24 protein-coding genes are annotated in these 26,672 nt (G+C 74.6%); 5 read left to right on the top strand and 19 right to left on the bottom strand.

Annotated features, from left to right (window positions below):
- Positions 1-714: 714 nt before the first annotated feature.
- The 15 genes from ABD948_RS01735 to ABD948_RS01665 all read right to left on the bottom strand — a co-directional run bounded on the left by ABD948_RS01735 (position 715) and on the right by ABD948_RS01665 (position 14,232).
- Positions 715-1,059: an HNH endonuclease signature motif containing protein gene (locus ABD948_RS01735; protein ID WP_345262321.1), complete on the bottom strand. Its 345-nt coding sequence runs from the start codon at positions 1,057-1,059 to the stop codon at positions 715-717.
- On the bottom strand, positions 1,056-2,063 hold the full coding sequence (locus ABD948_RS01730; protein ID WP_345262320.1) for a hypothetical protein: 1,008 nt from the start codon (positions 2,061-2,063) through the stop codon (positions 1,056-1,058). Before ABD948_RS01730 ends, ABD948_RS01735 begins: the two co-directional genes overlap by 4 nt.
- A gap of 366 nt (positions 2,064-2,429) precedes the next feature.
- Positions 2,430-3,323, bottom strand: a complete 894-nt coding sequence (locus ABD948_RS01725; protein ID WP_345262319.1) for a hypothetical protein — start codon at positions 3,321-3,323, stop codon at positions 2,430-2,432.
- Positions 3,320-3,985 carry a flavoprotein gene (locus tag ABD948_RS01720; protein WP_345262318.1) on the bottom strand — a complete coding sequence of 222 codons (666 nt, stop codon included), beginning with the start codon at positions 3,983-3,985 and terminating at the stop codon, positions 3,320-3,322. The genes ABD948_RS01725 and ABD948_RS01720 overlap by 4 nt, the downstream gene beginning before the upstream one ends.
- Positions 3,982-5,028 (bottom strand): LLM class flavin-dependent oxidoreductase, encoded by a 1,047-nt coding sequence (locus ABD948_RS01715; RefSeq protein WP_345262317.1) that lies wholly within the window; start codon positions 5,026-5,028, stop codon positions 3,982-3,984. The genes ABD948_RS01720 and ABD948_RS01715 overlap by 4 nt, the downstream gene beginning before the upstream one ends.
- 42 nt (positions 5,029-5,070) lie before the next feature.
- The gene (locus tag ABD948_RS01710) at positions 5,071-5,772 is read right to left on the bottom strand and encodes a response regulator (RefSeq protein WP_345262316.1); all 702 of its coding nucleotides are present in this window, start codon (positions 5,770-5,772) and stop codon (positions 5,071-5,073) included.
- 11 nt (positions 5,773-5,783) lie between these two features.
- Positions 5,784-6,578: a class I SAM-dependent methyltransferase gene (locus ABD948_RS01705; protein ID WP_345262315.1), complete on the bottom strand. Its 795-nt coding sequence runs from the start codon at positions 6,576-6,578 to the stop codon at positions 5,784-5,786.
- 22 nt (positions 6,579-6,600) lie between these two features.
- Positions 6,601-7,557, bottom strand: a complete 957-nt coding sequence (locus ABD948_RS01700) for a T3SS effector HopA1 family protein (protein WP_345262314.1) — start codon at positions 7,555-7,557, stop codon at positions 6,601-6,603.
- Positions 7,554-8,726, bottom strand: coding sequence for a class V lanthionine synthetase subunit LxmK (gene lxmK, locus ABD948_RS01695; protein ID WP_345262313.1), 1,173 nt, complete (start codon positions 8,724-8,726; stop codon positions 7,554-7,556). The genes ABD948_RS01700 and lxmK overlap by 4 nt, the downstream gene beginning before the upstream one ends.
- Positions 8,727-8,903: 177 nt before the next feature.
- The gene (locus ABD948_RS01690) at positions 8,904-9,608 is read right to left on the bottom strand and encodes a hypothetical protein (RefSeq protein WP_345262312.1); all 705 of its coding nucleotides are present in this window, start codon (positions 9,606-9,608) and stop codon (positions 8,904-8,906) included.
- Between the two features lie 174 nt (positions 9,609-9,782).
- Positions 9,783-10,496, bottom strand: a complete 714-nt coding sequence (locus ABD948_RS01685; RefSeq protein ID WP_345262311.1) for a response regulator — start codon at positions 10,494-10,496, stop codon at positions 9,783-9,785.
- 54 nt (positions 10,497-10,550) lie between these two features.
- Positions 10,551-11,918: a sensor histidine kinase gene (locus tag ABD948_RS01680; RefSeq protein WP_345262310.1), complete on the bottom strand. Its 1,368-nt coding sequence runs from the start codon at positions 11,916-11,918 to the stop codon at positions 10,551-10,553.
- A 12-nt stretch (positions 11,919-11,930) separates the two neighbouring features.
- Positions 11,931-13,637: a DUF4135 domain-containing protein gene (locus ABD948_RS01675; protein ID WP_345262309.1), complete on the bottom strand. Its 1,707-nt coding sequence runs from the start codon at positions 13,635-13,637 to the stop codon at positions 11,931-11,933.
- Between the two features lie 11 nt (positions 13,638-13,648).
- Complete coding sequence (locus ABD948_RS01670) at positions 13,649-13,870, bottom strand: hypothetical protein (RefSeq protein WP_345262308.1); 222 nt, start codon at positions 13,868-13,870, stop codon at positions 13,649-13,651.
- 140 nt (positions 13,871-14,010) lie between these two features.
- On the bottom strand, positions 14,011-14,232 hold the full coding sequence (locus ABD948_RS01665; protein ID WP_345262307.1) for a hypothetical protein: 222 nt from the start codon (positions 14,230-14,232) through the stop codon (positions 14,011-14,013).
- Positions 14,233-14,440: 208 nt separating this feature from the next.
- Between ABD948_RS01665 and ABD948_RS01660 the strand changes: the two genes are divergently transcribed.
- The 3 genes from ABD948_RS01660 to ABD948_RS01650 are packed head-to-tail and all read left to right on the top strand — an operon-like array spanning position 14,441 to position 17,641.
- On the top strand, positions 14,441-15,547 hold the full coding sequence (locus ABD948_RS01660; protein ID WP_345262306.1) for an HpcH/HpaI aldolase/citrate lyase family protein: 1,107 nt from the start codon (positions 14,441-14,443) through the stop codon (positions 15,545-15,547).
- Position 15,548: 1 nt separating this feature from the next.
- Positions 15,549-16,442, top strand: a complete 894-nt coding sequence (locus ABD948_RS01655) for an HpcH/HpaI aldolase/citrate lyase family protein (protein WP_345262305.1) — start codon at positions 15,549-15,551, stop codon at positions 16,440-16,442.
- Between the two features lie 47 nt (positions 16,443-16,489).
- Positions 16,490-17,641, top strand: coding sequence for an MFS transporter (locus ABD948_RS01650; protein WP_345262304.1), 1,152 nt, complete (start codon positions 16,490-16,492; stop codon positions 17,639-17,641).
- Here the strand turns inward: ABD948_RS01650 and ABD948_RS01645 are convergent.
- Genes ABD948_RS01645 through hutH form a run of 4 tightly spaced genes read right to left on the bottom strand, consistent with a single transcriptional unit; the run spans position 17,634 to position 22,227 of the window.
- Positions 17,634-18,026 carry an MmcQ/YjbR family DNA-binding protein gene (locus tag ABD948_RS01645; protein WP_345262303.1) on the bottom strand — a complete coding sequence of 131 codons (393 nt, stop codon included), beginning with the start codon at positions 18,024-18,026 and terminating at the stop codon, positions 17,634-17,636. The two genes, ABD948_RS01650 and ABD948_RS01645, sit on opposite strands and share 8 nt — an antisense overlap.
- A gap of 9 nt (positions 18,027-18,035) precedes the next feature.
- The gene (locus tag ABD948_RS01640) at positions 18,036-18,947 is read right to left on the bottom strand and encodes a patatin-like phospholipase family protein (RefSeq protein ID WP_345262302.1); all 912 of its coding nucleotides are present in this window, start codon (positions 18,945-18,947) and stop codon (positions 18,036-18,038) included.
- The gene (gene hutU / locus ABD948_RS01635) at positions 18,944-20,653 is read right to left on the bottom strand and encodes a urocanate hydratase (protein WP_345262301.1); all 1,710 of its coding nucleotides are present in this window, start codon (positions 20,651-20,653) and stop codon (positions 18,944-18,946) included. Before hutU ends, ABD948_RS01640 begins: the two co-directional genes overlap by 4 nt.
- Positions 20,650-22,227, bottom strand: coding sequence for a histidine ammonia-lyase (hutH, locus tag ABD948_RS01630; protein ID WP_425576510.1), 1,578 nt, complete (start codon positions 22,225-22,227; stop codon positions 20,650-20,652). Before hutH ends, hutU begins: the two co-directional genes overlap by 4 nt.
- A gap of 293 nt (positions 22,228-22,520) precedes the next feature.
- On the opposite strand from hutH, the gene ABD948_RS01625 reads away from it, so the two are divergent.
- Positions 22,521-23,822 (top strand): choice-of-anchor P family protein, encoded by a 1,302-nt coding sequence (locus tag ABD948_RS01625; RefSeq protein WP_345262300.1) that lies wholly within the window; start codon positions 22,521-22,523, stop codon positions 23,820-23,822.
- A 197-nt stretch (positions 23,823-24,019) separates the two neighbouring features.
- A complete protein-coding gene (locus ABD948_RS01620; protein WP_345262299.1) occupies positions 24,020-26,584 on the top strand; it encodes an amidohydrolase family protein in 2,565 nt (854 codons plus the stop codon).
- The last annotated feature ends 88 nt before the right edge of the window (positions 26,585-26,672 follow it).

Here is a 26,672-nt window from a genome sequence, read left to right as displayed (position 1 = left end):
GCTTCAAGCGGGGGTTGCACGCCGGATCCTTGGACTCTCCAGCGCCGAGCTCATTCAGCTGCAGGCGTGTCCTGCGTCGCCGGCGGGTTCGCGAGCGGGGCGTCGGGCTTCTTGCCTGATGCCTTGAGGGGGTCGCCCCCGGTCTTGGCGGAGCCCGTCACGGGCACCGGCTTGGCGTCGCGGGAGGCGGGGGCCGCCGATCGGGTCGGGGCCGGGTTCGCCTGGGGGTTCGATGCAGCGTCCGGGCTGGCCACGGGGGGCTCCTTCGGGTTGTCGTCGCAGGGGTGCGACCACCCTCAGGCTGTCACGGGCACCAAACCGTCCGCGCCGCCGAGCAGCCGCGGTGCTTCAGCTTGCGTGCATGTGTGGGGTTCGTTGAGTGCGCGCGGAGAACCTCGTCGTGGCGGCCCGTCAACGTGCAGTAGCGGTCTGCTGTCCACGAATCACAAGCTGATGGAGCCTTCTGCGCGCTTGACGGACCTCGAGAGTCGCGGCGCGCAGCGGCAACAGCGCGGCGGTTGCGCTGGGGCTGGCTCTCAGCACGTGGCGGGTGACGCACGTCCGCGGATTCGCGGGGTGCCTTGCTCGAGCCGCGCCGTTGACCAACAGGTCAATCGAAGACGGGATCGTCCGGAGGTTCGGCTTCCCAGTGCTCGAGAGGTGGGGGCTTGGGCCACTGCGGTTCGTGCGTGCCGAGGTGGTCGCGGACGATGGTCATCCCGGTCTGGAACTCCCACTCGTAGGCACCCGGTCCGATCCGGCGATAGATGACGGCGCCATGGGTCTTGAACCGGTGGTGGCGACGGCAGAGCGGGGGAGGTTGCAGGAACAGGTCGCGCCACCCTGCTCGAACGGCTGGATGTGGTCGCAGTCGCAACGATCCGCGGGACGGTTGCAGTGCGGGTACACGCACCGCGGGTCGGTCCACCGGGAACGCTGCTTGAGCCGGTCGGGGACCTCGTACTGCTCCACGTGCACGGCGCCGTTGAGGTCGATCACGGGGCGCACGGTGATGCGGCCGGCGGTGCCGCACCACTCGCGGATCACCTCGGCGCTCACCGGCCTCTGGGTGCTCTCCAGGCGGCCGACCATGAACCCGGCGGCGGTGAACACCTCGTCGGAGAGGTGCACCACCAGCTCGATCGCGCGGCCGTGGTGCGCCGACGGCTCGTGGATCTCGCCGGTCTCGAGATCCAGGGCCAGCTGGTTCCTCGCCAGCTCACCCACCGCAGCCGCGCGGCGCACGTCCAACGAGTCCTCGCACCCGCCTTGCCGAGCGCGCGGGCGGTGTGGCGGATCGCGGCCTCGAGGTCGGCGGCGTCGGCAGCATCCAGGCAGCCGACGACCGGCACGGTGCCGGCGAGGTCCTCCAGGGTGCCGGCGGTGGAGTCGGTACGGCGCCCCTCGCCGATGTCGAAGAACCGCCGCTCCCGCTTCTTCTCCCCCGCTTCGGCTGCGGCGTCGGGGTCGAACCGTGCCTGGGTCTCGGCGACCAGGCGCTCCATCTGACGCTTGCCGACCTTCCCGGCCGCCGCCTCGACCTGCCGGTCCACGTGCTCGGCCGCCTCGTACGGGAGCTTCTGGGTCAGGTCGGCCAGTTCGAAGGCCTTCCACACCGGCAGCTGCAGCTCCTCCACCCGGTGGTAGAGCCGCGGGAGGCGGTACTTCAGCTCCAGCACCCGCCCGACCAGGACGAGGCCGGCGTCGGTGCTCATGTTCAGGGTGCTCGCCAGCTCCATGACGGCGAACTCCGAGACCACCGGGGCGCCCGGGCCGGCCACGCTCAACCAGCGGTCGCAGATTCCCTGGTCGCCCAGCGCGGCCTCGAGCTCGGCGACCTGCTCGTCGCTCATCACCGCGTCGGGGTCGGGCTCGCCCTCGAGGTGGTCGGCGTCCAACCGGTTGACCTTGGCCCACTCCACGATCATCTGGAGCTTCGCGACCTCCGCACTCATCAGTTGCGACTGTGCGGAGCGCACCATCCGCAACGCGTGCTCGCGCTCCCTGCGCTCGCGCTCCTCGCGCGCGAGGACCTCGGCGAGGTCGGGAGCCGTGGTGGTCATGGGTCTACTCAAGCACTCACCACCGACATAGAAGGGCCCGAATCAGGGGTTCTCCACTGGTCGGCGAGGAACAAACTGGTAACAGTTCTCCCGTTGTCAGACCTGGTGGGCGAGGTCGGCGAGCAGGTGCGGAGGTCTCTGATCGAGCACGCCGGGTGGCGGCCGTCCTCCGTGACCCACCGCGGCGCTTCGCCGTCGTCGCTGTCGGTCCGGACCACCGACCGCCCGTCACGGACGATGCCGGTCCTGAGGGAGGGCGGTCGGCTCCCTGGGTTTCGAGGCTCGTCGCTGGCGCTCCTCGCACCTCAACCAGCAGGGGATCCCTAGCGCTCCTCGCACCTCAACCAGCAGGGGGCGCAACGCGTGTCAGCCGAGGACCCGGGGAAGGTCGGCGGCGAGGGCGGCGATGCGGTCCAGCCGGGCGAGGAGGTCGTCGTCCCAGTCGACGTAGGCGGCGTAGTCGTGCAGGTGCAGCAGCCAGCGCAGCAGGCAGGTGCGCGCCAGGAGACCCTCGTCGAGGGGAGCGTCGTACCCCGCGAGCAGGGCGTCGGCCGGGGGGAAGCCTGCCAGGGGCCGGGGTTCGGGCGCGCGGGCGGGTGCGTTGAGCAGCTCGAGCAGCTCGCCGAGGAGCCAGCCGAGGTCCCACTCCGGCGGGGCGTCGCCCACCTCGTCAGTGAGCAGCACGGTGGTCGCCGAGCCGTCGGGGTGGGGGTAGAGGACGCTCTGACCGGGCGCTCCGAGCGCACAGCACGCTGGCGCGGAGAGCACCCGCTCGGTGGCGTCGACGGCGAACCGGTGAAAGGCTGGGCGATCCGTGAGCGCGGCGTGCAGCCGAGCGCCCTCACCGGGAGCACGGCCCGTGAGCAGCCAGGAGTGCAGGCGGCGCACCGCGGCAGGAGCACGCCGGGTGCGCAGCGGCGAGGCGTGCACCGCGCCCAGCGCGCCACCCACCGGCCGCAGCATCGTCGCCACCGCCGCGGGTGGCATGCCGCCCAGCACGAGAGTGGCGACACTGGCCGGCCCGGGCACCACGAAGCGCTCGACGCCGGGCTCGAGGAGGAACCCGCGATGGACCGGTGCTGCCCAGACCACCCCCGGCACCGTCAGCGCACCGAGCGAGGCGACCACGTCGGGGCACGGCTCATGGTGCCCCTCGCGCGCGGGCCCCGGGCGGCGCACCAGCACCAGTCCCGCCGGGTCCTCGTGCAGCTCGGTGACCAGGTAGCCGGTCTCGGTGCGCCGCAGGCTCGCGGTGCTCACGCGGCGTCCTCGGCGCTCCCGGCGCTCGGAGCACCGGTCTCGCCGAGCGCCGCGGCTGCCGTGGCCAGTGCCACGGGGAAGTAGGCCGGCGGCAGGCCCTCGCGCCGCCCGGTGGCGGCGCTGACGCCCTGCGTCGGCTCCAGCACCGTCACGTCCGGACGCTGCTCGGCGAGCGTGCGCAGGTGGGCCTGGTAGGCCGGGCTGCGCAGCGTGCCGGGCGGCAGCGCCGGGCAGACCACCTTCGGGGCCGGTGAGCACTGCATCGCCAGCTGTGCGGGCGAGTCGGCGAGACCGGCGGCCAACCGGCCCAGGTAGGAGAACGTGCAGGGGTGGACGACGAAGGCCTCGGCCCACTCCGCGAGCTCGACGTGCGGGGACGCCCCCTCGGGCGCGTCCTCCCAGGTGTCCACCGCCACCTCGCCCCCCGCGAGCGCACGCACTGCCGTAGGAGCCACCATCCGGGTGGCGCTGCGGGTCAGCAGCACCTGCAGCCGCGGCGGCGCCTCCAGTCCGGAGACGAAGTTCAGCCAGTAGGGCAGGTAGGCGGCGCTCAGCGAGCCGGTGACGACGAGCGCCACGCGGCGCCCCTCGAGCGTGGCCAGCGTGCGCGCGAACTGCTCGGCGCTGCCGGGGTCGACGCCGGGGCCCGCGGCGGCGCTCACGACCGGGCTCCCGCGGTGGCGGCCTCCGGGGCGGTCAGGCCGGAGGCGTCGGCCGGCACCGGGCCGCCGTCGAGCACCTCGGTGATCGCCTGCAGGTCCTGCAGCGCCTCGACGGGGCCGCGCGAGAGGTAGACGCCGCCGACGTTGAGCAGGATCTCCCCCACACCGGCCTCGCGGTAGCCGCGCAGCGTCGTCGCGATCTCCTCGGGCGAGCCGTAGGCGTACAGGCCGCGTCGCACGATCTCGGCCGCGTTGTGCTGGCGGTCGCCGACGACGACGTCGTAGCCGGCGCGGCGCAGCGCGTCGCCGTAGTGCGGCGCGGCCAGGTGGTCGCCGAGACCGGCCAGGGCGAGCTCGACCGGGTCGCGGCCGGGCCGGTCGACCGCGACGTTGACCACGGTGGCCAGCCGCGGCCGCTCCTCCCGGTCGACGGCGCCGCGCTCGAGGGCGGGCACCAGCTGCTCGGCGCAGTACTCGGGCGGCGTGAGCCAGGAGACGGCGACGTCGGCGACCTCGCCGGCCAGCTCGGTCATCCGCGGCCGCAGGACGCCGAGCCCGACCTCGACGTCGCAGGTCAGCCCCGGGGGGCTCAGCCGCGTGTCCACCCGGAAGTGGTCGCCGTCCACCTGCACCCGCTCGCCGCGCACCAGGCCGCGCACGATCGTGGCGTACTCGCGCACGTAGCCGAGCGGGCTCGCGGGCCAGCCGCCGCCGATCGTCTCGTTGAACCGCCGCGAGCCCAGGCCCAGGCCGGCCACGTAGCGGGAGCCGGAGAAGACGGCGAGCTCGCGCGCCTGCAGCGCCGCGGTCATGGGGTGGCGCAGCGGCATCAGCGTCACCGCGGTGCCGAGCGGCGTCGTGCTGCCCTGCGCCAGCAGGCGCGAGAACGTCGAGTGCGGCTCGAAGACCAGCGTCTGGCCCAGGTAGAGGCGCTGCATCCCCGCCAGCTCGGCGAAGGAGGCGAAGGTGCGCAGCTCCACCGGGTCCACCGGCGAGGTCGGGTACATGAGCGAGCAGTCGTGCACGCTGACGGGTCGGCTCATCGGGATCTCCTTCGGGGTCTGGGCGGGGTGGGCGGGGTGGGCTCAGGAGGCGAGCTCGCCGGGACGGACCAGGCCGCTCTCGTAGGCGAGTGAGACGGCCTGCACCCGGTCGCGCAGCCCGGTCTTGGTGAGGATGTGGGAGACGTGGGTCTTGGCGGTGTACTCGCTCACGTACAGCTCGGCGGCGATCTCGGCGTTCGAGAACCCCCGGGCCACCAGGCCCAGCACGTCGCGCTCGCGCGCGGTCAGGCTGTCGACCAGCCGCGGCCGGAAGGTGCCGCCGGTGGCGCGGGAGGTGAAGTGGTCGAGCACGGTGCGGGTGACGTCGGGTGACATCAGCGCCTGGCCGCGGTGCACCGTGCGCACCGCCTCCACCAGCGCCTCGCCCTCGCTGACCTTGAGCAGGTAGCCGCTGGCGCCGGCCTGCAGCGCGGGGAAGACGCACTCGTCGTCGTCGAAGGTGGTGAGCACGATGACCCGGCAGTCGGTCTGCTCCACGATCCGGCGCGTGGCCTCGATGCCGTCGTACTCCCCGGGCATGGAGATGTCCATGAGCACCACGTCGGGGGCGAGCTCGACGGCGGCCGCGACGCCGTCGGGGCCCGAGCGGGCCTGCCCGACGACGTGCAGGTCGGCCTCGTGCTCGACGATCATCGCGACGCCGCTGCGCACCAGGTCCTGGTCGTCGACCAGCAGCACGTCGATCGTCGGGTCCGGCTGGGGTTCGGTGGGGAGGGCGTGCATGGTCCGGCTCCTCACCGCGCCACGCGGTAGCGGGAGACGTGGCGCAGGCTGCCGGCGTGGAACGGCGTGCCGACGTAGTCCTCGGAGCGCTCGACCAGCTCGAGGCCGGCCCTCGCCGCCATCAGGTCGATCTCGGAGGCGAAGGCGTAGCGCACGACCTCCTTGACGGTCTCGTAGCGCCCGCCCGGGCCCAGGGTGGTGTGGCTGACGACGATCAGCTGCCGGGTGCGGTCGACGGCGGTGGTGTCGATCATCAGCGACCCGTCGGGGAAGGGGTGCGTGTCGGTGCGCATGCCCTCGAGCGCGTGGTAGTCGCGCGGCTCGAACGCCTCGACGACGACGTGCCCGTCGTCCTGCACCTGCTCGCGCATCAGGTGCATCGTGCGCTGCTGCGCCTCGGCGGTGCGCCCCACGAAGAACGTGGAGAGCGGCACGTAGACGACGTCGAAGCGCTGCCCGGTGCTCTGGCTGGTGAAGTCGAGCAGGCGGGTCTCGATGCCGCTGCCGGGGTGGCGCTCGTGCAGCGTGTCGAGCATCTTCTGGGAGGCGTCGACGCCGACCAGCCTCACCCCGGCCCGGGCGGTGAAGACACCCACCCGGCCGGTGCCGACGCCGAGCTCCAGCGCGGTGCCGCCCTCGCCGGCGAGGCGGGCGACGTACTCCCCGGCCATCTGGGCGTCGGGGCTGGTGGGGTAGAGGAAGTCGTAGACGGCGGCGAGCCCGTCGCCGTAGGTGTTCTCGCCGAAGGGCTGGGCAGCGCCCTCGGTCCGGTCGGTCGTCGTGGTCGTGGTGTCGGTGGTGGTCACGATCTCGTTCTCCTCTCGTCGCTCAGGCGGCGGTGGTCGTGGGGACGGGGACAGGGGTGTTGAAGGCGGGAGCGTCGGCGCGCACGCCTGCGGCGCGGCACTCCTCGGCGAAGAGCGCCCCCAGGGGGTGTGCGGGGTCGGCGGCGTGGCGCAGCAGGGCGTTGGCCAGCACGGCGCAGCGGTGCTCGCCGAAGCTCAGCTCGCGGTACTGCGGGCGCGCGTCGCGGGGGTCGTCGGCCACCGCCACGCCGGGCCCGACCCGGTGGGCGAGCGCCGAGACGTCGGGGGCGAGGCCGGGCAGCCCGGCCACGGCGTCGGCCAGCTCCTCCGCGACGCCGGCCGCCGCGAGCGGCAGGTAGACCACGACGGCGTCGCGACGCGGGTAGCCCTCGTGGTGCGAGAGCGCCTTCGAGCGGTAGCGCACCCCGGCGTCGTTGAGGTGCTCGAGCACCGGTCGCCACAGGCGGGCGGCGGCCGCGGGGTCCTCGGCGTGCAGGTAGACCCGGCGCAGACCGCCGCGCGGGTCGGGCCCACCGTGCGGGCCGTCGAGCAGGTAGAAGCCGTGCGAGAGCGCGGGCCGGGCGGCGGGCAGGTGCAGGGTGGCCAGCTCTCCGGGGTGGGCGTTGGCCGGCACCAGCTCCGCGGGCATCCGGGTCCGCACGCCGGCCAGCTCGACGACGGCGGAGCCGTCCTCGTCGCGGCGCAGCACCGGCGCCCGGCGCGGAGCCAGCTCGTGCGGGACGGCGGCGCCCAGCAGCTGCTCGACGTCCGGCTCGCGGCCGATCTTGCCGAGGTCCTTCTCCTCGGCGCGACCGGCGTGCAGCACCTCGTAGAGGGCCCCGATCAGGCGCGGGCGCAGGTCGCGGGGGCGGCCTCCCTCGAGCTCGCGGGGGCCGACGGACGCCGTCCAGGTGTCGGCGTCGACACGCACCTCATCGAGGCTCTCGGCCAGGCGCGGGGGCAGGACGGGGGTGCTCATGCGGCGGTCTCCTCGGTGGCGGTGCGGGGGTCGGGCAGGCCGAGCGCCGGGGCGGCGGCGGCCGGGTCGAGCAGGGCGCGGCGGCCGATGCCGGCGGCGGCCCAGTGCACGGCCGAGATGCGCGACGTGTGCTCGGCCACGGCGATCAGTCGGTCGAAGAGGTGCCAGCCGGCGAACCGGGTGACCCGCTCGACGAAGGCGGGGTCGTGCTGGCCGCCCGCGGAGGTGTAGGCCTCCCAGAACCGCTCGACGACGACCCGGCGGCGCTCGAGGGCGGCGGTGCCGGAGGCCACCACCTCGTCGTGCGTCAGCTGCAGGTCGGCGACGGCGGCGCGGGCGCGCTCGCCCGGCCCGGCGCCGGCCTCGGGGTCGGTCACGTGGTCCTCGACGATGTCGAGGGTGGCCCGGTGCAGCCACTCGCCCACCATGGCACCGACGTCGCGGGCGGCGTCGCCGCGGCGGAACTCCTCGAGGTCGACCAGGCGCAGCACGTCGTCGTGCCCGACCAGCAGCTGGTCCAGGCGCACGTCGCCGTGCACGGCGACGGGTCGCTCGCGCACCGCCGCGTCCTCGTCGGCGCGCAGCGTGCGCAGTGCCGCGGCGACCTCGGGGTCGCCCTGCAGCCGGCGCCAGACCTCGAGAACCGGCGCGGTGGCCGACTGGTGCATGCGCCAGGGCAGCTCCTGCAGCCAGTCCACCGGCGGCATGCCCGGGGGTCCGGAGCGGGGCGGGACCCGCTCGACGTCGAGCGCGTGCACCGCGGCCAGCAGGCGGCCCATGCCTGGCACGTGGGGGGCCAGGGGCCCGTCGGCGCGCGGGTCCTCGCCACTGAGCTCGGCGAGGCTGGTCGCGCCTGTCACCGCCTGGTAGGCGAGCAGCCCCAGCTCCGGATCGCAGGCCAGCAGCGGTGCGGTGCCCAGCGAGCGGCGGACTCCCAGGTCGGTGCGACGCAGCTCCTCGAACGCACGGCAGGCGGCGATCCGCTCGGCCGCGTCGTGCGAGCCGGTGTTGACCCGCTTGACGAACAGGGCGTGGCCGGTGGTGGTGACCACCAGCAGGTTGGTGTTGCGCCCGTTCTGGTGCTTGGCGGTCTCCGGGCGGGCGGTGCCCAGACCGTGACGGGTCAGGAACGGGTCGAGCTCGGGGTCGATGCGCATCGGCGTCCTCACGGGTGCTGGTCGGAGGCCGGACGGCGGCGGTGGTCGCGTCCGACGGCGTGACACCACCCTCGCCCGGCCGGGCACTGCGGCACATCGGCCGCCGCGGCGATCTGCGGGCAACGCTCCTCGCGCGCGCGTCGGAGTCGTGGCACCGCCCGTCTCCCCCGTGCGAGGGACCCGCCCCCCTCAGGAGGCGACGCGCTCCTCGGCCCAGCAGCGCTCGACGAGCAGCCGGCACAACCGCAGGTCCACCTCGCCCTCCCGCGTCCCGGCCTGCTCGACCGCGCGCACGAGCAGCCGGACCGCGGCGGCCCGGCGCACCTCGAGACTGCGGCCCGGCCCGGAGGCCGTGAGGCCGTCGTAGCCGGTCAGGAAGCCGGTCAGGAGCCCCTCGGTCACGCCGGGGTCGCCGCCCTCGGCGCGCGCCCGGTGGGTCAGGGCCACCAGGTCGCCGGTCAACCACCCGAGGTCGAGCGCCGCGGGGGCGGCCGCCGGGTCCGTGTCGACGACGACCAGGGCGTCCGCCGACCAGCCCAGCCGCGCCAGTGTCAACCCGTCCAGGCTGCGGCCCGGTGCGGGACGGCCGGCGAGCACGGCCGCCCACCGCGCCAGGGACGCCCGGTGGGCGGCGTCGCGGCGAGCAGGGTCGGGCCACTCCTGCAGCGCGGTGAGTGCCGCGGTGACCGCAGCCGGGTCGCGGCGCGGGCCCCGGTGCTCGGCCTCGTGCTGGGCCCGCAACCAGGAGCCGAGGTCGCGCATCCGCCGCAGCGCCTCGCGGCTCGCGGCGCCGGCCGCCCCACGCGCTGCCCCGAGCAGCGAGCCCGGTCCGGCGTCGTCGGGCGCGACCAGGCGGATCAGCGGGGCGTCGCGGTCCGGGTGCTGTGGCTCCATGGCGTGGTGCGCCCGCGGGCGGGCTCCTCCTCGCTGGTGGGTGGCTTTTGGGTGGCTGGCTCTCCCGGACCGATCGGCCCGGGGCCCTCCCACCGTAGGAGCGGCTCCCCTCGCGACGCATGGTCCGGCAGGTGGACCCCGCGGTCTCGTCCGTGCGGACGAGACCGGGTCACCTCAGGACTCGCCGGCCCCGTCCATGAGACCGGACTCGAAGGCGAAGACCACCAGCTTGACCCGGTCGCGCAGGCCGAGCTTGGCCAGGCACGCCGACACGTGGGTCTTGACCGTGGCCTCGCCGACCACCAGCTCCTCGGCGATCTCGGCGTTCGAGAGCCCGCGGGCCACCAGCACGAGCACCTCGCGCTCGCGGGGGGTCAGCGCGTCGATCGCGGCGGCGTCGGCGTCCGACATCGGCGAGCGCCGGCTGGTGGCGTCCATGCCGCGGTGGATGACCTGCCGGGTCACCTCGGGGGCCAGCAGCGCGTGTCCCTCCGCTGCCGCGAGCACTGCTCTCACCAGCTGGTCGGGGTCGGTGTTCTTGAGCAGGAAGCCCGCCGCTCCCGCCTGGAGGCTGGCCAGCACGTTCTCCTCGTCGTCGAACGTGGTCAGCATCAGGACCGTCGCCGGCCCCTCCGCGAGGATGCGCCGGGTGGCCTCGATGCCGTCGAGCCGCGGCATCCGCACGTCCATCAGCACCACGTCGGGTCGCAGGGTGCGCACCAGCTCCACCGCCTCGGCGCCGTCGCGGGCCTCGCCGACCACCTCGAGGTCCTCCTCGACGCTGAAGATCATCGTGAAGCCGCGGCGCACGAGGTCCTCGTCGTCGACGAGCAGCACGCGCACCGGCGCCGCCTGCCGCGGGAGGCGGGTCGTGGTCGGTGCGGTCATCCTCGGGGCTCCTCAGCGCGGCACGGGATCGGTCGGGTCAGCATCGCAGCCACCTCACGCGGTCTGCCAGGGCAGGCAGGCGGCCACGCGGAACCCGCCGTCGGGGGTCGTCGAGGTCTCCAGCGAGCCGCCGTGCAGCGCGACCCGCTCGCGCATCCCGCGGATGCCGATCCCCGAGCCCGAGGTGTCACCGCGCGCGCTGCCGTGGTCGCGCACCACGAGGCTCACGGTGCCGGCACGTGGCCCGTCCGCACCCGCCTCCGGCGTGCCGGAGCCGTGGACGACGACCTCGACGTCGACGCGCTGCGCCGTCGAGTGCCGCCGGACGTTGGTGAGGCTCTCCTGGAGGACCCGGTGGAGCGTCAGGCCCACCGAGGTGGGGACGGCGTCGAGCTCGCCCTCGACCCGCAACCGGACCTCGAGACCCAGGCGCTCGAAGGCCTCCACGGTCAACGGCAGGCTGACCCCGCCGGGGTGGGTGTCCGCGCGGGACTCGGTCTCCTCGCGGGTGCGCAGCGCACCGAGGAGCAGCCGCAGGTCGCGGGTGGCCGCCCGTGCCGACTCCTCCACGTGCAGCATCGCCTCGCTGGCCTGCTCGGGCGAGCGCTCGAGCACCCGCCGCGCGGCACCGGTCTGGATGCCGATGACGGCGATGTGGTGGCCGACGACGTCGTGCAGCTCGCGCGCGATCCGCAACCGCTCGCGGCCCACGGCGGCGTCGGAGAGCTGCGCGGCCTGGTCGGCGATGGTGACGGCCTGGCGCCGCGCCTCGGCCTCGCGGCAGGCGCTCCACCACGTCAGCGTGCCGGAGAGGCAGGAGGCCATCAGGAAGACCAGCGTGGAGAGGCCCACCTGCAGCACCGCCGCCACCGCCGGGGTGAACCACCCCAGCTGCGGCGCGGCCGCCAGCGTCTCGAGCCCGTCGCGGATCGCGAAGTCGAGCACGATCCAGCCCAGGCACACGGCCACGAAGAGCCCGACGGCCGCCACCAGGCGCCGACGGTCCGGGGCCCAGGCGATCGCGCTGAAGAGCGCGAAGAAGTAGTAGAGCTGGACCGCGAACGCCGGCGAGAGCGCCGGCTCGACCACCGCGGTGAGGCTCAAGTGGGTGATGGCGACCAGCAGCACCGTGAGCGGGTACACGCGGCGCACCACCAGGGTCGCCGCCGGCAGCAGCAGCCACACGTACTGCCAGCCCTGCGAGAGCTCGACCTGGGCGAGCGAGCCGAGGCTGCGCGCGGTCTCCAGGGAGAGCAGCGCCCCGCCCGCGAAGACCAGGGCGACGACGACGTCGACCCGCAGCGTGCGGCGCAGCGGCACCGGGCGCTGCCAGCCCTCGTGCACGCCGAACGCGGTGAGCAGCCGGTCCACGACCGTCCCACCTCCTCGCTCCGGCGCCTGCTGCCGGCTCTGCGGCTCCACCTCGGTCAACGCTCACCACTCCCCGAGGGTGCGGGCGGCCACCGCGACCTGCGCGGCGGCCTGCTCCTCGTCCAGGGCGGCCACCGCCGCCAGCGTGCGCTCGAGCGGCGGGTGGCAGGCCACCCCGGTGTCGGTGCCGTGACCGTCGAGGAGGCTCCTACCCCGCACCGGGACGTGGAAACTCGGCAGGTCGCCGGCGAGCAGCTGGCGCACCTCCGAGGCCACGATCGGCCAGGGCGTCGAGGGGCCGGACGGCGCGAGCACCGCCAGCCGGCCCAGCGCGCGACGACGCCGCTGCGTGCCGCCGGCCAGGCTCGGGTGGGTGGCCGTGCGCTGCACCTGGGCGTAGAGCATCGTCGGCCGGTGCAGGTACCGCACGGTGCCCTCACCCAGCTCGGCCCGCACCCGGCGGCACCACGCCGCACGGTCGGAGAGCACGTGGGCGAGGGCGTCGCCCAGCCCGGCCAGCAGCGCGGACCGCTCGGCGCGTCCGCGGACCAGCCCGTCCGTGGGCGCCGGGTGCGCGACCTCGGCCGGCGCCATCCGCAGCGCCATGTCGTCGCGGCCCGGCCGCTCGACCTGCCAGGTGCCGAAGGGCGAGACACCCGGGCGGTAGGCCAGTGCCCCGGCGTCCAGGGTGCGGCCGTCGCCGGCGGTGACCCGCGCGGAGAGCAGCCCGGTGGCCGCGACCCCGAGCAGCCGCCCGTCGTCGTGCGCACCGCCGGGCACGCGCAGGCGGGGTGTCAGGACGGCCTCGGTGTCGACGAGCACGGGACGGCCGGCGGCGTCGGTGAGCAGGTTCTCGTAGTGCAGGTCGGTGCCCTCGAGCAGGTAGAGGCCGGCCAGCAGGACCCCGACCCCGCGCCACCAGCCCGCGCCGGGGCGCCCGGCCTCGACGTGCTCGGCCCAGCCGAGGCCCTTGCCGCACACCGTCGCCGGCGCGGCCAGGTCGGCGTCCACGCGATCGCCGAGCCAGGCCAGCAACCGGCCGGTGCCCTGCTCGACGCGCAGGTCGCGGGGCTTGCAGACGACCCCGGCACCCGAGTCGAGCACGAGCACCGAGACGCTCTGCCCGAGCCCGTGGGTGTCGCCGGCTCCCAGGCGCACCTCCACCACGCGGTCGTGGCGCCCGACGCCCGGCAGCCGGGCGGCCAGCTGCGGCCACGCCTGTGCGGTGGCGTCGAGCTGGCCGCGGACGGCCGTGATGCGTCGCGCGGCGACCTCGCGCACGTGCGCCAGGAGGCCGGGGCACGTCTCGCCGATCTCGGCGAGGCCGGCAGGGGTGGTGGCCCTGGCGAGGAAGTCCGCGAAGCGCTCCTGCGGTGTCGCGCCACGGAGCAGCCCCGCCCGGCGCCCGGCGTGCAGGTGTCCGAGCAGGGTGCGCGCCAGGAGCCGGGTGGCGCCCTCCGTCAGCTCGGCACGCAGGGCGCGCGCGACGCGCGCCGGGTCGGCGAGGAGGGGGTGGCAGCGCAGCGCCTCGGTGGCGACGGTCGGCAGGTCGCCGAGCAGGAGCGTCGGCAGGGCACCGAAGAGGCCGTGGGCCTCCTCGGGCCCCAGAGACCCAGCAGCACCGGGCCGTGACGATCCGGCGGGCAGGCTGGGCGCCGCGGGCGGGGTGACGTCGTCGAGCCGGCGCAGCAGGTCGGCCAGCTCGTCGGACCGCCCGTCGAGCTCGGGGAAGAGCCGCTCCCAGCCCCCCTGCACGGTGGCGGCCTGCACGGTCGCGGTGCTCAGAGGGTGGGCAGCACGCCGGGGTCGACGCGCACGGTGAGGCAGTGGACCGTCGAGACACCGGGCATCCCGGTGAGGACGGCCGACTCGCCGCCCCAGCGCTGCTCCGCGAGCTCGGTCTCGAGGTCGCCCACGACCGCCTCGAGCTCGGCGTCGAGGACGTCGGGCAGGACGTCGGGCAGGGTGTCGGTCGGGAGCTGGGTCAGGGTCGGCGCGGTCACGGGTCCTCCTGGTCTCCGGGGATGGATGCCGGTGGGTCCCACCGGCTGACCGAGACGCTAGTCACGCGGGGCCCTGCGCCGCGTCGGCCGCGAGTCGGAAACCGGCCTCCCCCTCGCGGGGGAGGCCGATCCGACGACCGTCACCTCGCGGTGGAGGCCTCCGCCTCGCGGCGCGCCGCGGCCCGCTCCGGGCGGCTCCACAGCTGGGCGACGAAGACGGCGAGGGCGGGCATCCACGCGGCGCTCGGGACGCCGATCACCTCGAGGTCGAGCACGATGCCCAGCGCGGCGCCGATGCCCACGCAGATCGCCAGCTTCATGGGGTCGAAGGTCTTGGTGCGGGGTGCGGTGGTGGTGGCCACGGTCGTTCGCCTCCAGGTACGGGTCGGGAGCGGAGCGCCGCCGGACGACGGCGTGCCGCCACGCTAGGCAGGGGCGGGCCGCCCGGGCATCGGGCGCGAGGACGATCTGGCACGACCGCCCATCCCCCGCGCGAGGGATGGCCACCCCGCCGTCCGCTGTCAGATCGGTCATACCGCGACCCGGTGACCAGCGGGTAGGTTCCGCGCCATGCCGAGCGCCTCCCGACCCGCCAAGGACTTCTTCCGCCCCCTCGCCGTGGGGGCGCCGCAGCCCCTGCACGAGGTGCCCGCGCGGCCCAGCCGCGCCATCCACTTCTTCGACCCGAGCAACCAGAAGATGGCCGCCAAGATCCCGGCCATGGTCGGCAGCGTCGACGTGCTGCTCGGCAACCTCGAGGACGCCGTCAAGGCCGACAACAAGGAGGCCGCGCGCCAGGGCCTGGTCGACATCGCGCAGGCCACGCCCGAGCTCGGCGGGCCGGACAGCAAGACCCAGCTGTGGACCCGGGTCAACGCCCTCGACTCCCCCTGGGCGCTCGACGACCTGACGACGCTCGTGACCGAGATCGGCGACCGGCTCGACGTCGTCATGGTGCCCAAGGTGCAGGGCGCCGAGGACATCCACTACGTGGACCGGCTGCTCGCCCAGCTCGAGGCCAAGGCCGGGCTGCAGCGCCCGATCCTCGTGCACGCGATCCTCGAGACCGCCCGCGGCGTGGCGAACGTGGAGGAGATCTGCGGCGCGAGCCCGCGCATGCAGGGGCTCAGCCTCGGCCCGGCCGACCTGGCGGCCGACCGCCGGATGAAGACCACCCGCGTCGGCGGCGGGCACCCGGGCTACCTGGTGCGCCAGGACCCGCCGGTCAACGACCTCGGCGTCAGCGACCACGAGGCACCGCGCAGCACCTACCAGCAGGACCTGTGGCACTACACGATCGCCCGGATGGTCGACGCCTGCGCGATGCACGGCATCTACCCCTACTACGGGCCGTTCGGCGACATCACCGACGTGGTGGCCTGCGAGGACCAGTTCCGCAACGCCTTCCTGCTGGGCTGCGTGGGCACCTGGAGCCTGCACCCCAAGCAGATCGCGATCGCCAACAGGGTCTTCAGCCCGAGCGTCGAGGACGTCAGGCACGCCCGGCGCGTCAAGGCCGCCATGGGCGACGGCACCGGGGCGGTGATGCTCGACGGCAAGATGGAGGACGACGCCTCCCTCAAGCAGTGCCTGGTCATGGTCGAGCTCGCCGAGCAGCTCGCCGCCATCGACCCGGAGCTCAAGGAGCAGTACGACGCGATCGAGCTGGAGGCCTGAGATGAGCGAGACCACTCCCACGACGGGCTCCCCCGCGTTCACCCCCCTGCGCTCGGTGCTCTACATGCCGAGCAGCAACGCCAAGGCCCTCGAGAAGGCCAAGGGCCTGGCCTGCGACGGCATCATCTTCGACCTCGAGGACGCCGTCGCACCCGACGCCAAGGAGTCCGCACGCGACGCCGCGTGCGCCGCCGTCCGCTCCGGCGAGTACGGCCGCCGCACCCTCACCATCCGGGTCAATGGCATCGGCACCCGGTGGCACGACGCCGACCTCGCCGCGGCGAGCCAGGCCGGTCCCGACGCCGTCGTGGTGCCCAAGGTGGGCAGTGCGGCCGAGGTGCAGCAGCTCGTGGCCGCCATGGAAGCCGCCGGAGCTCCGGAGAGCACCGCTCTCTGGGCGATGGTCGAGACCCCGGGCGCCATCCTCGACGTGCTCGCGATCGCCCGCGCCCACGAGCGCCTCACCTGCCTGGTGATGGGCACCAACGACCTGGTCAAGGAGCTCTACGCCGAGCACGTGCCCGGTCGTGCCCCGATCCTGCCCAGCCTGCACACCGCCCTCCTTGCCGCCCGCGCGGCCGGCATCGCCATCGTCGACGGCGTCTACAACGACGTGAAGGACCTCGAGGGCTTCACCGCCGAGTGCCTGCAGGGGCGCCAGATGGGCTTCGACGGCAAGACGCTGATCCACCCCGGTCAGGTCGAGGGCGCCAACCAGGCGTTCGCGCCGTCCGACGACGACGTCGAGCGCGCCCGCGGCATCCTGCAGGCCTGGGAGGAGGGCCAGGGCTCCGGCGTCGTGACCTACCAGGGCCGGATGATCGAGAACCTGCACGTCGAGTCGGCCCAGCGCACGCTGAGCATCCACGAGGCCGTGCAGGCGCTGGGCTCCTGACCGGCGCGCAGGTCGAGCGGGAGGTCGGTCAGGGCCGCCGCTGGGCGATGCTCGGCGCCGGCACCCTGGCCCAGGGCGCCGCGGCCGTGCTCATCCACGGTCCGGCGTTCCTGATCCCCGCGCTGGTGCAGCGCGAGGGGCTCACGCTCGCCCAGGCCGGTGTCGTGGCCGCCGCCCCCACCGTCGGCGTCATGCTGGCGCTGGTGGCGTGGGGCGCGCTCGCCGATCGCCGTGGCGAGCGCCTGGTGCTGCTCCTCGGGGTCGGTGCCGCGACGGCGCTCGGCGCACTTGCCCTCCTCGCGCGCGGCCCGGTGGCGCTCTCGGCCGCGCTGTTCGTGGCCGGGGCCGCGGCCGCCTGCACCAACTCCGCCAGCGGCCGCGTGGTGGTGGGGTGGTTCCCACCGCACCGTCGTGGACTGGCCATGGGCATCCGGCAGATGGCGCAACCCGCCGGCGTCGGCGTGGCCGCGGTCTCGATGGCGGTGCTCGCCGACCGGGTGAGCATCGCCGCCGCGCTGTTGGTGCCGGTCGTGGCCTGCGCGGTGGCGTGGGTCGCCGTCGCCCTGGTGGTGCTGGACCCTCCCCGTCCCGAGCGCACCGCGGCGACGGCGGGATCCCTGGGCAACCCCTACCGCGCCGACGGGTACCTGGCGCGCATCCACGCGGCCTCGGTGCTGCTGGTGGTGCCGCAGTTCGTGGTGTGGACCTTCGCGCTCGTCTGGCTGGTGCAGGACCGTGGCTGGTCGCCGGCCGCCGCCGGCTCGCTGGTCGCCGCGACCCAGGTGCTCGGCGCGCTGGGGCGGATCGGCGCGGGTCAGCTCTCCGACGTCGTCGCCAGCCGGATGCGGCCCCTGCGCTGGGTGTCGGTGGCCGGCGCCGTCGTCATGGGGGTGCTCGCCCTCACCGCCGGCCTCGACCTCGGCGTCTCGGTCCTCGTGCTGGTGCTGGCCGCCGTCGTCACCGTGGCACCCAACGGGCTGGCCTTCACGGGCGTCGCCGAGCGGGCCGGACCGTTCTGGTCCGGGCGGGCACTCGGACTGCAGAACACCGCGCAGTACGCCACCGCCTCGGCCGTGCCGCCCCTGGCCGGGCTCGCCGTCACCCAGGGCGGCTTCGGGCTCACCTTCGCCCTGGCCGCGGTGTTCCCGATGCTGGCGATCGCCCTGGTGCCGGTGCGGCAGGAGCAGCGGCTCAGCTGAGCTGCCGCACCAGCCTCGCGGGGGCAGTCCTGCGGTAGGAGGCGTCGAGCCACTCGGTGACCTCGTCCCACCCGGCGCCGTCCGGCTCGGGCAGCTGCACACCGATCCAGCCGCTGGGGCCCAGGTAGGCGGGCACGAAGGTGCGCTCCTGCTCCAGCAGGGCCTCGCGCTCGTCGAGCTCGAGCAGCACCATCACGCAGTGCGCGTGCTGGACCCACTCCCCGTCGATGCGCTGGGAGCCGCCGTAGTAGGCGAACACCTTGGTGGTGAAGAACGCCGGCCGGCCGTGGCTCACCTTCTCCGCGGCGCCGGGCAGCGCCAGCGCCAGGGCCCGCACGCGCGCCAACCGCGGGTCGTCGTCCTCGAACATCTGCGGGTGGGGCACGGCAGGACGCTACGTCGGCGGCGGGCCGCCCCGCCAGAGGTCGCCCACCCGCTCGGCCCACGCGACGCCCTGCTCGAACCCGGCCCGTGCCGAGGGCGGCCGCGCCTGCGGGTCCAGCACGTTGCGGCCGATGGCGGCGCGCGAGGCGTCGTCGGGTGTCACCACGAGGTGGGGGACGCCGAGCCCGGCCAGGGCCTGGGACGCGCTGCGCAGCGGCCCGACCGCACGGTCGGCGGGGCAGAGTGCCAGCACCACGTCGCAGCCGGCGGCCAGGTCCGCGTTGGAGCCGGAGTGCACACCCCCGTCGAGGTAGGTGCGGCCGGCGATCGGGATCGGCGGGTAGACGCAGGGCACCGCGCAGCTGGCGTTGACGGCGTCCTCGAGCCCCACCCCGGGCAGCTCGCCGCCCGGGCCGCTGAAGGCGACCCGGCGCCCGGTGGCCGCATCGACGCCGGTGACGACCAGCTGCGGAGCGCCCTCCCCGGGCCATGCTTGCGTGACCAGGCGCTGGCGCACCTGCGCGTAGCGCTCCTCCACCGAGGGCACCCGCCCCGCCCGGGCGGCCGCGACCGCCCGCTCGCCCAGCAGCCGGCCGAAGCGCTCCACGTCGCCGCGGGCGCGCAGCAGGCTGGCCGCGAAGGTCAGCAGCACCCGGGGGCCGATGGCGGCCAGCGGCACGCCGCCGTCGCCCAGCTGCGCGGGCGGCAGCAGCTGCCGGCGGTACAGCTCGGCCACCGGCACCTCGCTGGTCACCTGCGAGCCCACGATCGAGCCTGCCGAGGTGCCGACGACGAGGTCCGGCGGCGTCGGGCCCCCGGCGGTGAGGTCCAGCCCGGACTCGGCGAGCCCGGCCAGGAACCCCGTCTCCCAGGCGATCCCGGTGATGCCGCCACCACCGAGCACCAGCGCGCGGCGGGTCATGCGCCGTTCTCGTTCATGGGGACCCGCAGCCCGTGCTCGGCGGCCACCTCGGCTGCTCGCGGATAGCCGGCGTCGGTGTGGCGCAGCACCCCCATCGCGGGGTCGTTGGTGAGCACCCGCGCCAGCTTCTCGGCCGCCAGCGGGGTGCCGTCGGCCACGCACACCTGGCCCGCGTGCAGCGAGCGGCCCATGCCCACGCCGCCGCCGTGGTGCAGCGAGACCCAGGTGGCGCCCGAGGCGGTGTTGACCAGGGCGTTGAGCAGGGCCCAGTCGGCGATGGCGTCCGAGCCGTCCGCCATCGCCTCGGTCTCGCGGTAGGGCGAGGCCACCGAGCCGGTGTCGAGGTGGTCGCGACCGATGACCACCGGTGCCGAGAGCTCGCCCGAGGCCACCATCTCGTTGAACCGCAGGCCCGCCCGGGCGCGGTCGCCCTGCCCCAACCAGCAGATCCGCGCCGGCAGTCCCTGGAAGTGCACGCGTTCGCGGGCCATCGTGATCCAGCGGTGCAGACGCTCGTAGTCGCGCGACTGCTCGGCCGGGAACAGCTCGAGGATCGCCCGGTCGGTGGCCGCGATGTCGGCGGGGTCGCCCGAGAGCGCCGCCCAGCGGAAGGGGCCCTTGCCCTCGCAGAACAGCGGCCGGATGTAGGCGGGCACGAAGCCCGGGAACGCGAAGGCGCGGTCGTAGCCGCCCTTGCGCGCCTCGTCGCGGATGGAGTTGCCGTAGTCGAACACCTCGGCCCCGCGGTCCTGGAACTCCACCATCGCCCGCACGTGCGCCGCCATCGAGGCCTGGGCCTCCTTGGTGAAGCCGTCCGGGTCGCGCTCGGCGGCGTCGTGCCAGTCCTCCACGGCCACCCCCACCGGCAGGTAGGAGAGCGGGTCGTGCGCCGAGGTCTGGTCGGTGACGACGTCGATCGGCGCCCTCGACTCCAGCAGCTGCGCGAACACCTCGGCGGCGTTGCCGAGCAGGCCGATCGAGAGCGGACGGCGCTCGTCGCGCGCCGCCACGGCCCGGGCGACGGCGTCCTCCACGGAGTCGGCCTGCTCGTCGAGGTAGCGGTGCTCGATGCGGCGGGTGATGCGCGCCTGGTCGACGTCGACGCAGATCGCGACGCCCTCGTTCATGGTCACCGCCAGCGGCTGCGCGCCGCCCATGCCGCCCAGCCCGGCGGTGAGCGTGATGGTGCCGGCCAGCGTGCCGCCGAACCTCTTGTCCGCGACGGCGGCGAAGGTCTCGAAGGTGCCCTGCAGGATGCCCTGGGTGCCGATGTAGATCCAGGAGCCGGCCGTCATCTGGCCGTACATCGTCAGGCCGAGGTCCTCCAGCCGTCGGAACTCCTCCCAGGTGGCCCAGTCGCCGACCAGGTGTGAGTTGGCGATCAGCACCCGCGGCGCCCAGGCGTGTGTGCGCAGCACCCCGACCGGCTTGCCCGACTGCACCAGCAGCGTCTCGTCGTCGCCCAACGTGGTGAGGCTGCGCACGATCGCGTCGTAGGCCTCCCAGGAGCGGGCGGCCTTGCCGGTGCCGCCGTAGACCACGAGCTCGGCCGGGTTCTCGGCGTTCTCGGGGTCGAGGTTGTTCATCAGCATCCGCAGCGGCGCCTCGGTCTGCCACGACCGTGCCGTGAGCGTGCTGCCCCGCGCGGCGCGGATCGGCAGGCGGGGGTTGGCCCCCGCGGTCTCGTCGCTGCTCGTCCCGCTCATCCCAGCTCTCCGATCACGTCGTCGACGGCGTCCAGCACGGCCCCGCGGGCCACCAGGCCCACGGCCACCTCGATCTCCGGCGCGAGGTACCGGTCGGGACCGGGACCCTCGATGCCGGCCTCGCGCAGCAGCCGCACCACCGCGCCGGTGGCGGGCGAGGGCGTGAGCGGTGCTCTCAGGTCGAGCGCCCGCGCCGCCGTCAGGATCTCGACCGCCAGCACCCGGGTGAGCCCGTCGACCGAGCGGCGCAGCTTGCGGGCCGCCGACCACCCCATCGACACGTGGTCCTCCTGCATGGCGCTGGAGGGGATGGAGTCCACCGAGGCGGGCGCGGCGAGCCGCTTGAGCTCGGCGACGATCGCGGCCTGCGTGTACTGGGCGATCATGTGGCCCGAGTCGACGCCGGGGTCGTGCGCCAGGAACGGCGGCAGCCCGTGGTTGCGGGACTTGTCGAGGAAGCGGTCGGTACGACGCTCGCTGATCGAGGCCACGTCGGCCGCGGCGATGGCCAGGAAGTCGAGCACGTAGGCCACCGGCGCACCGTGGAAGTTGCCGTTGCTCTCCAGCCGCCCCTCCTCGACGACGACCACCGGGTTGTCGACGGCGGAGGCCAGCTCGCGGGCGGCGACGGACTCGGCGTGGGCCAGCGTGTCGCGCGCGGCACCGTGCACCTGCGGCGAGCAGCGCAGCGAGTAGGCGTCCTGCACCCGGTTGCAGTCCGGGCCGCGGTGCGAGGCGACCACGCCGGAATCGGCCAGCAGCGCCACCAGGTTGGCGGCCGAGGCGGCCTGGCCGGGGTGCGGGCGCAGCGCCTGCAGCTCGGCGGCGAAGACCCGGTCGGTGCCCAGCAGCCCCTCCACCGACATGGCGGCGGCGACGTCGGCGGTGCGCAGGAGCCGGCGCAGGTCGGCCGCCGCCAGGACCAGCATGCCCAGCATCCCGTCGGTGCCGTTGATGAGCGCGAGGCCCTCCTTCTCGGCCAGCTCGACGGGGGCCAGGCCCGCGGCGGCCAGGGCGGCGTCGGCCGGGACCAGCGCCCCCGAGGCGTCGCGCACGGTGCCCTCACCGATCAGCGCCAGCGCACAGTGCGCCAGCGGGGCCAGGTCGCCCGAGCAGCCCAGCGAGCCGTACTCGTGCACCACCGGGGTGATCCCGTGGGTGAGCAGGTCGGCGAGCAGCTGCGCGGTCTGCTCGCGCACGCCGGTGCGACCGGTGGCCAGCGTGGAGAGGCGCAGCAGCATCAGGGCGCGCACGACCTCGCGCTCGACCTCGGGTCCGGAGCCCGCGGCGTGCGATCGCACCAGCGAGCGTTGCAGCTCGGTGCGCATGGCCGCCGGGATGTGCCGCGTGGCCAGCGCCCCGAAGCCCGTGGAGACCCCGTACGCCGGCGTCGGCGACGCGGCGAGCGCCTCCACCACCGCACGCGCTCCGGCGATCGCGGTGCGCGCCTGCTCGGTGAGCTCGACGCCGGCGCCGCCCCGGGCCACGCTCACCAGCTCGTGCGGTGCCACGGGGCCGGTGCCCACCGCGATCGGCGGCAGGGCGTGGGGCGTCGGCGCGGTCGAGTGGTCCACGGGGGACATCCAACGCCTCCGCAACGGCTGACACCAGACCCGGTCGTCCCTGGCGCGCCGGCGCCGGGAGAGCGCCGCGAGCCCGAGCCGCCACAACCTATACCCCGTGGGGTGTCCAGATCAGCGAATCGCACCAAATGGACCATTCCGGTCCGGACCACCCCTCGGATCCGCTACGTTTCCGCGTGTTCTGCACGTTGTCGGGGGGCGGCGTGCACCGTTTTGCCAACTGGGGAGGCCCTCCGATCATGCGTCGACACCGACGAAGCACCGCACGACTCGTCCCACTCACCATGGCGCTCGCGCTCGCCGGCTCGGCCCTCGTGGCCGGCTCGGCCACCGCGGCGCCCAGCGCGGCTCCCGCCGCCCTCACGCTCGCGCCGGCTGCCGCGGCCGCGCCCTCCGCGGCCGCCCGCAAGGTCGTCCGCGTCCCCTACGGCATGGTCGGCGTCGCCATCGGCACCCGCGTGCTGGGCGGCGACATCCCCGCCAGCTCCAGCCAGACCGGCGCCCAGGTGCTCAGCTGCACCAACAAGGCCAACATCAGCGGTCGCAACGCCGTGGCCGCCGTCAACGTGCCCGGCCTGGGCACCGTGCGCGGCGTCTCCTCGCGCACCTGGACCACCAAGCGCGGCAAGACGGTCAACTCCTACGCCCAGCACTCGGTCGCCCGGGTGACCCTGGTCGACAGCCCGCTGGGCACGCTCGACATCGCCGGCGTCTCGGCCCGCTCGCACACCTGGCACGACGGCAAGCGCTTCCGCGCCGCCACCACCAGCGAGATCGCCTCGATCCGCTTCACCCCGCCGGTCGGGCCCGCCGTCAACATCCCCGTCCCGAGCCCCGGCGACACGATCACCGTGCCGGGCCTGGCCCGCATCTCGATCGGCCAGCCGCGCACCCGGGTGACCCGCAACGGCTCCTCGGCCGAGGTCAGCGCGATCAACATCGCGGTCTACCCGACCAACACCCGCGTGGTCATCGCCCAGACCAAGTCCAAGATGAACGCCGGCATCCGTCGCGGCCTCTTCGGCGGCAACGCCATCGGCCTGCAGGGCACCGCTCTCGCCGACCTCGTCGAGCTGGGCAAGACCCCGATCGTCAACATGCCCTGCGACGGCACCAAGGGCAAGGTCCGCACCGAGAGCGTCGCCGGCATCAACCTGCCCGGCCTGCTCGAGGTCGGCGCACTGGAGTCCGGCGTCTTCGGCAAGCAGGGCACCGACAGGCGCCCCTCGGTCGCCCAGGGCGCGGCCCGCGTCGCCCGCGTCTCGCTGCTCGGCGGCCGCGTGGTCATCAACGGCATCAACGGCGTCGCCCGCGTCAACCGGCTGCCCGGCAACCGCCTGACCCGCAGCACCGCCGGCACCGGCATCGGCGAGCTCGTCGTCGACGGCGAGGCCACCGAGCTGCCGCTCGACGGCCTGGAGATCCCCGGCCTGCTCAAGCTGGAGAGCAAGATCGTGCAGAACACCAAGAACGGCGTGAACGTCGTCGGACTGCGCGTCACCCTGCTCGACGGCACCGGGGCGACCATCGACCTCGGCAAGGTCTCGCTCGGCATCCGGGTGGCCAAGCCCAACAAGGGCCGCTGACCCGACAGCTGCGGATCCTCCGTTCGCCCGCGGCCAGCGGGCGCGCGGCGTAACCTCCCTCACACCCCCGGCGTTCTCGCCGGGGGTGTGAGTCATCGTGGGGCCTGCTCGACGCGCCCCCGGCCGGAGGTGGAGCAGTGATCCGACCCAGTCGACCCAGTCGACACAGCGGACAGCGCGGACCGAGCCGAGCAGGCGTGCCCGAGCCGGCACGCGGACGTCGACGCCACCTGGTGACCGCCCTGGCGACGGCCGTGGTGATGGTGGGCGCGGCCGCGGCCGCACTGCCCGACGGCGCCGGCCCGGCGCCCTCGCTGCTGGAGGCCAACGAGCAGCTCAAGGGCGACCTGGGTCTGCCGCACGACGACCCCGCCTACCTGCCGCCGGACCACCACAGCAACCCCCTCACCAAGAACGCCGTCTCCCGCGCGGGCAGCGCCGGCGCCGAGACCGCCGACCCCACCACCGCGGCCCAACGGCGGCGGGGCGCGGCCGCCGTCGCGCAACAGCGCCGCCTGCCCGACCCGGAGCTGACCTCGGTGCCGGTGCTGCGCGAGCGCACCCTCCTCCCGGCCGACCGCTGGGCGATGGCGAACGGCTGCTACCTGCTGCAGACCAGCAACGGCGCCGTGCGTCGCACGCCCGCGGGCGGCTACCAGGTGCGCGGCCCCCGCGGTGGCGCCGCCCGGTTCTACTTCAAGGCCACCGACCTGGGCAGCTACCTGCTCTGGGGCGGGCGCCGGGGCTTCCTGGCCGCCACCGACGGCGTCGCCGACGACCGCGGGCCCAGCGTCGGCGCCGTCTGGTCGATCACCAAGGCACCGCGCAGCCGCCCCGGCCAGGGATTCCAGCTGCGCAACGGCGGCCGCGGGCTCGCCGTGCGCGGCGGCACGCTGCAGCTCGGCTCCTCCCCCACCCGGTTCACGCTGCGGCGCACCACCGGTTGCGCCTCCTACCCCGAGGCCCAGGTCGACGTCGACGGCAAGCCGCACGCCGGCGTCAGCACCTTCCAGGAGGTGCGCGGCTACGCCGACGCCCACACCCACCACATGGCCTTCGAGTTCCTCGGCGGGCAGGCGCACTGCGGCCGTCCGTGGCACCCCTACGGCGTCGTGTACGCGCTGCGCGACTGCCCCGACCACGAGCTCACCGGCGGCACGGGCGCGGTGCTCGAGACCGCCCTCTCCGGCAAGCCCACGCACGACACCACCGGCTGGCCCACGTTCAAGGACTGGCCGGCGCCCGACTCGCTGACCCACGAGGGCACCTACTACCGCTGGATGGAGCGCTCCTGGCGCGGAGGCCAACGGCTGTTCGTCAACCTGCTGGTCGAGAACAACAAGCTCTGCGAGCTCTACCCGCTCAAGCGCAACTCGTGCGACGACATGGACTCCATCCGCCTGCAGGCCAAGCAGATGTACGCCTTCGAGCGCTACGTCGACGCGCAGTTCGGCGGCCCGGGTCGCGGCTTCTACCAGATCGTGCGCAGCCCGTGGGAGGCCCGCGAGGTCATCAACGCCGGCAAGATGGCGGTGGTCATGGGCATCGAGACCAGCGTGCCGTTCGGCTGCACGTTCAAGGCCGTGCTCGGCAGCGACCTGCCGGCCTGCACCACCTCCTCGATCGACCGCCAGCTCACCGAGATGCACCGCCTCGGCGTGCGGCAGATGGAGCTGGTCAACAAGTTCGACAACGCGCTGGGCGGGGTCGCGGGCGACACCGGCAGCACCGGCGTCGCCGTCAACGCGGCCAACTTCCTCGAGACCGGCACGTTCTGGGACATGAAGCACTGCGAGCCCGCCGACGGCGAGAGCTCCGACCGCACGCAGCTGGGCTTCCCCGACGTGTCGGCCGGCCAGCAGGACGCGCTGTTCGGCGCCATCGGCCAGCTCTTCGGACCGGTGCTGCCCGCGCTGCCGCTCTACCCCACCCCGCTGCACTGCAACAGCCGCGGCCTGACCAACCTCGGCGCCTTCACGGTGCGCGGCCTGGCCAAGCGCAAGATGATGTTCGACCCCGACCACCTGAGCGTGAAGGCGCGCAAGGCCGCGCTCGACGAGGTGGAGCGGATGCGCTACCCCGGCGTGCTCTCCAGCCACTCGTGGTCCACGCCGGACGCCTACCCGCGCATCTACAAGGCCGGCGGCTTCGTGGCGCCCTACGCGGGCGACTCCACCGGCTTCGTGGCCAAGTGGCGCCGTCACCTCGGCTGGGCCGACCCGCGCTACTACTTCGGCTTCGGCTACGGCGCCGACATCAACGGGCTCGGCGCGCAGGGCAACCCCCGTGGCGCCGACGTGCCCAACAAGGTCGCCTACCCCTTCCGCGGCCTCGGCGGCGTCACGGTGCGCAAGCAGCGCGCGGGCCAGCGCGTCTACGACATCAACGTCGACGGCGTCGCGCAGTACGGCCTCTACCCCGACTGGATCCAGGACCTCACCAAGGTGGCCGGCCGCCAGGGCGCGGCGATCCGCGACGACATGGAGCGCGGGGCCGAGGCGTACCTGCAGATGTGGGAGCGCGCCGAGGGCGTGCGGCCCGACGCCTGCCGCAACCCGGGGCTGCGCCGCACCGTCGGCGCCGTCCAGCAGCGCATCCGGCCCGGCATGAGCACCCGCGCGGTCATGCGGGTGCTCGGCCAGCCCTACCAGCGCCTGGGCACCACCTACACGACGTGCGCGAAGGCGCCCGGACGCGCCAAGGTCACCGTGCGGGTCGACTTCACCCGTGGCGGGAAGGTCCGGGGCCTCCGCATCGCCTGAACACCGGGTAAGGGCAGCCTTACAAGTTACCTACCGGTAGGATTCTTCTCACCCGCAGGACGACCCCCCGGACGCCGTTCCTGCCACT

Origin of the sequence: Nocardioides nanhaiensis (assembly GCF_039542785.1) — a bacterium.
Classification (GTDB): domain Bacteria; phylum Actinomycetota; class Actinomycetes; order Propionibacteriales; family Nocardioidaceae; genus Nocardioides; species Nocardioides nanhaiensis.
The sequence above is the reverse complement of the archived record's forward strand: the minus strand, read 5'-3'. Positions and strand labels throughout refer to the sequence as shown.

Coding starts and splice junctions, on each gene's coding strand:
- ABD948_RS01730 (WP_345262320.1), bottom strand. CDS start 2,063: ATGACCACCACGGCTCCCGACCTCGCCGAGGTCCTCGCGCGCGAGGAG.
- ABD948_RS01715 (WP_345262317.1), bottom strand. CDS start 5,028: ATGAGCCGACCCGTCAGCGTGCACGACTGCTCGCTCATGTACCCGACC.
- ABD948_RS01710 (WP_345262316.1), bottom strand. CDS start 5,772: ATGCACGCCCTCCCCACCGAACCCCAGCCGGACCCGACGATCGACGTG.
- ABD948_RS01700 (WP_345262314.1), bottom strand. CDS start 7,557: ATGAGCACCCCCGTCCTGCCCCCGCGCCTGGCCGAGAGCCTCGATGAG.
- ABD948_RS01690 (WP_345262312.1), bottom strand. CDS start 9,608: ATGGAGCCACAGCACCCGGACCGCGACGCCCCGCTGATCCGCCTGGTC.
- ABD948_RS01685 (WP_345262311.1), bottom strand. CDS start 10,496: ATGACCGCACCGACCACGACCCGCCTCCCGCGGCAGGCGGCGCCGGTG.
- ABD948_RS01660 (WP_345262306.1), top strand. CDS start 14,441: ATGCCGAGCGCCTCCCGACCCGCCAAGGACTTCTTCCGCCCCCTCGCC.
- ABD948_RS01655 (WP_345262305.1), top strand. CDS start 15,549: ATGAGCGAGACCACTCCCACGACGGGCTCCCCCGCGTTCACCCCCCTG.
- ABD948_RS01650 (WP_345262304.1), top strand. CDS start 16,490: ATGCTCGGCGCCGGCACCCTGGCCCAGGGCGCCGCGGCCGTGCTCATC.
- ABD948_RS01640 (WP_345262302.1), bottom strand. CDS start 18,947: ATGACCCGCCGCGCGCTGGTGCTCGGTGGTGGCGGCATCACCGGGATC.
- hutU (WP_345262301.1), bottom strand. CDS start 20,653: ATGAGCGGGACGAGCAGCGACGAGACCGCGGGGGCCAACCCCCGCCTG.
- ABD948_RS01625 (WP_345262300.1), top strand. CDS start 22,521: ATGGCGCTCGCGCTCGCCGGCTCGGCCCTCGTGGCCGGCTCGGCCACC.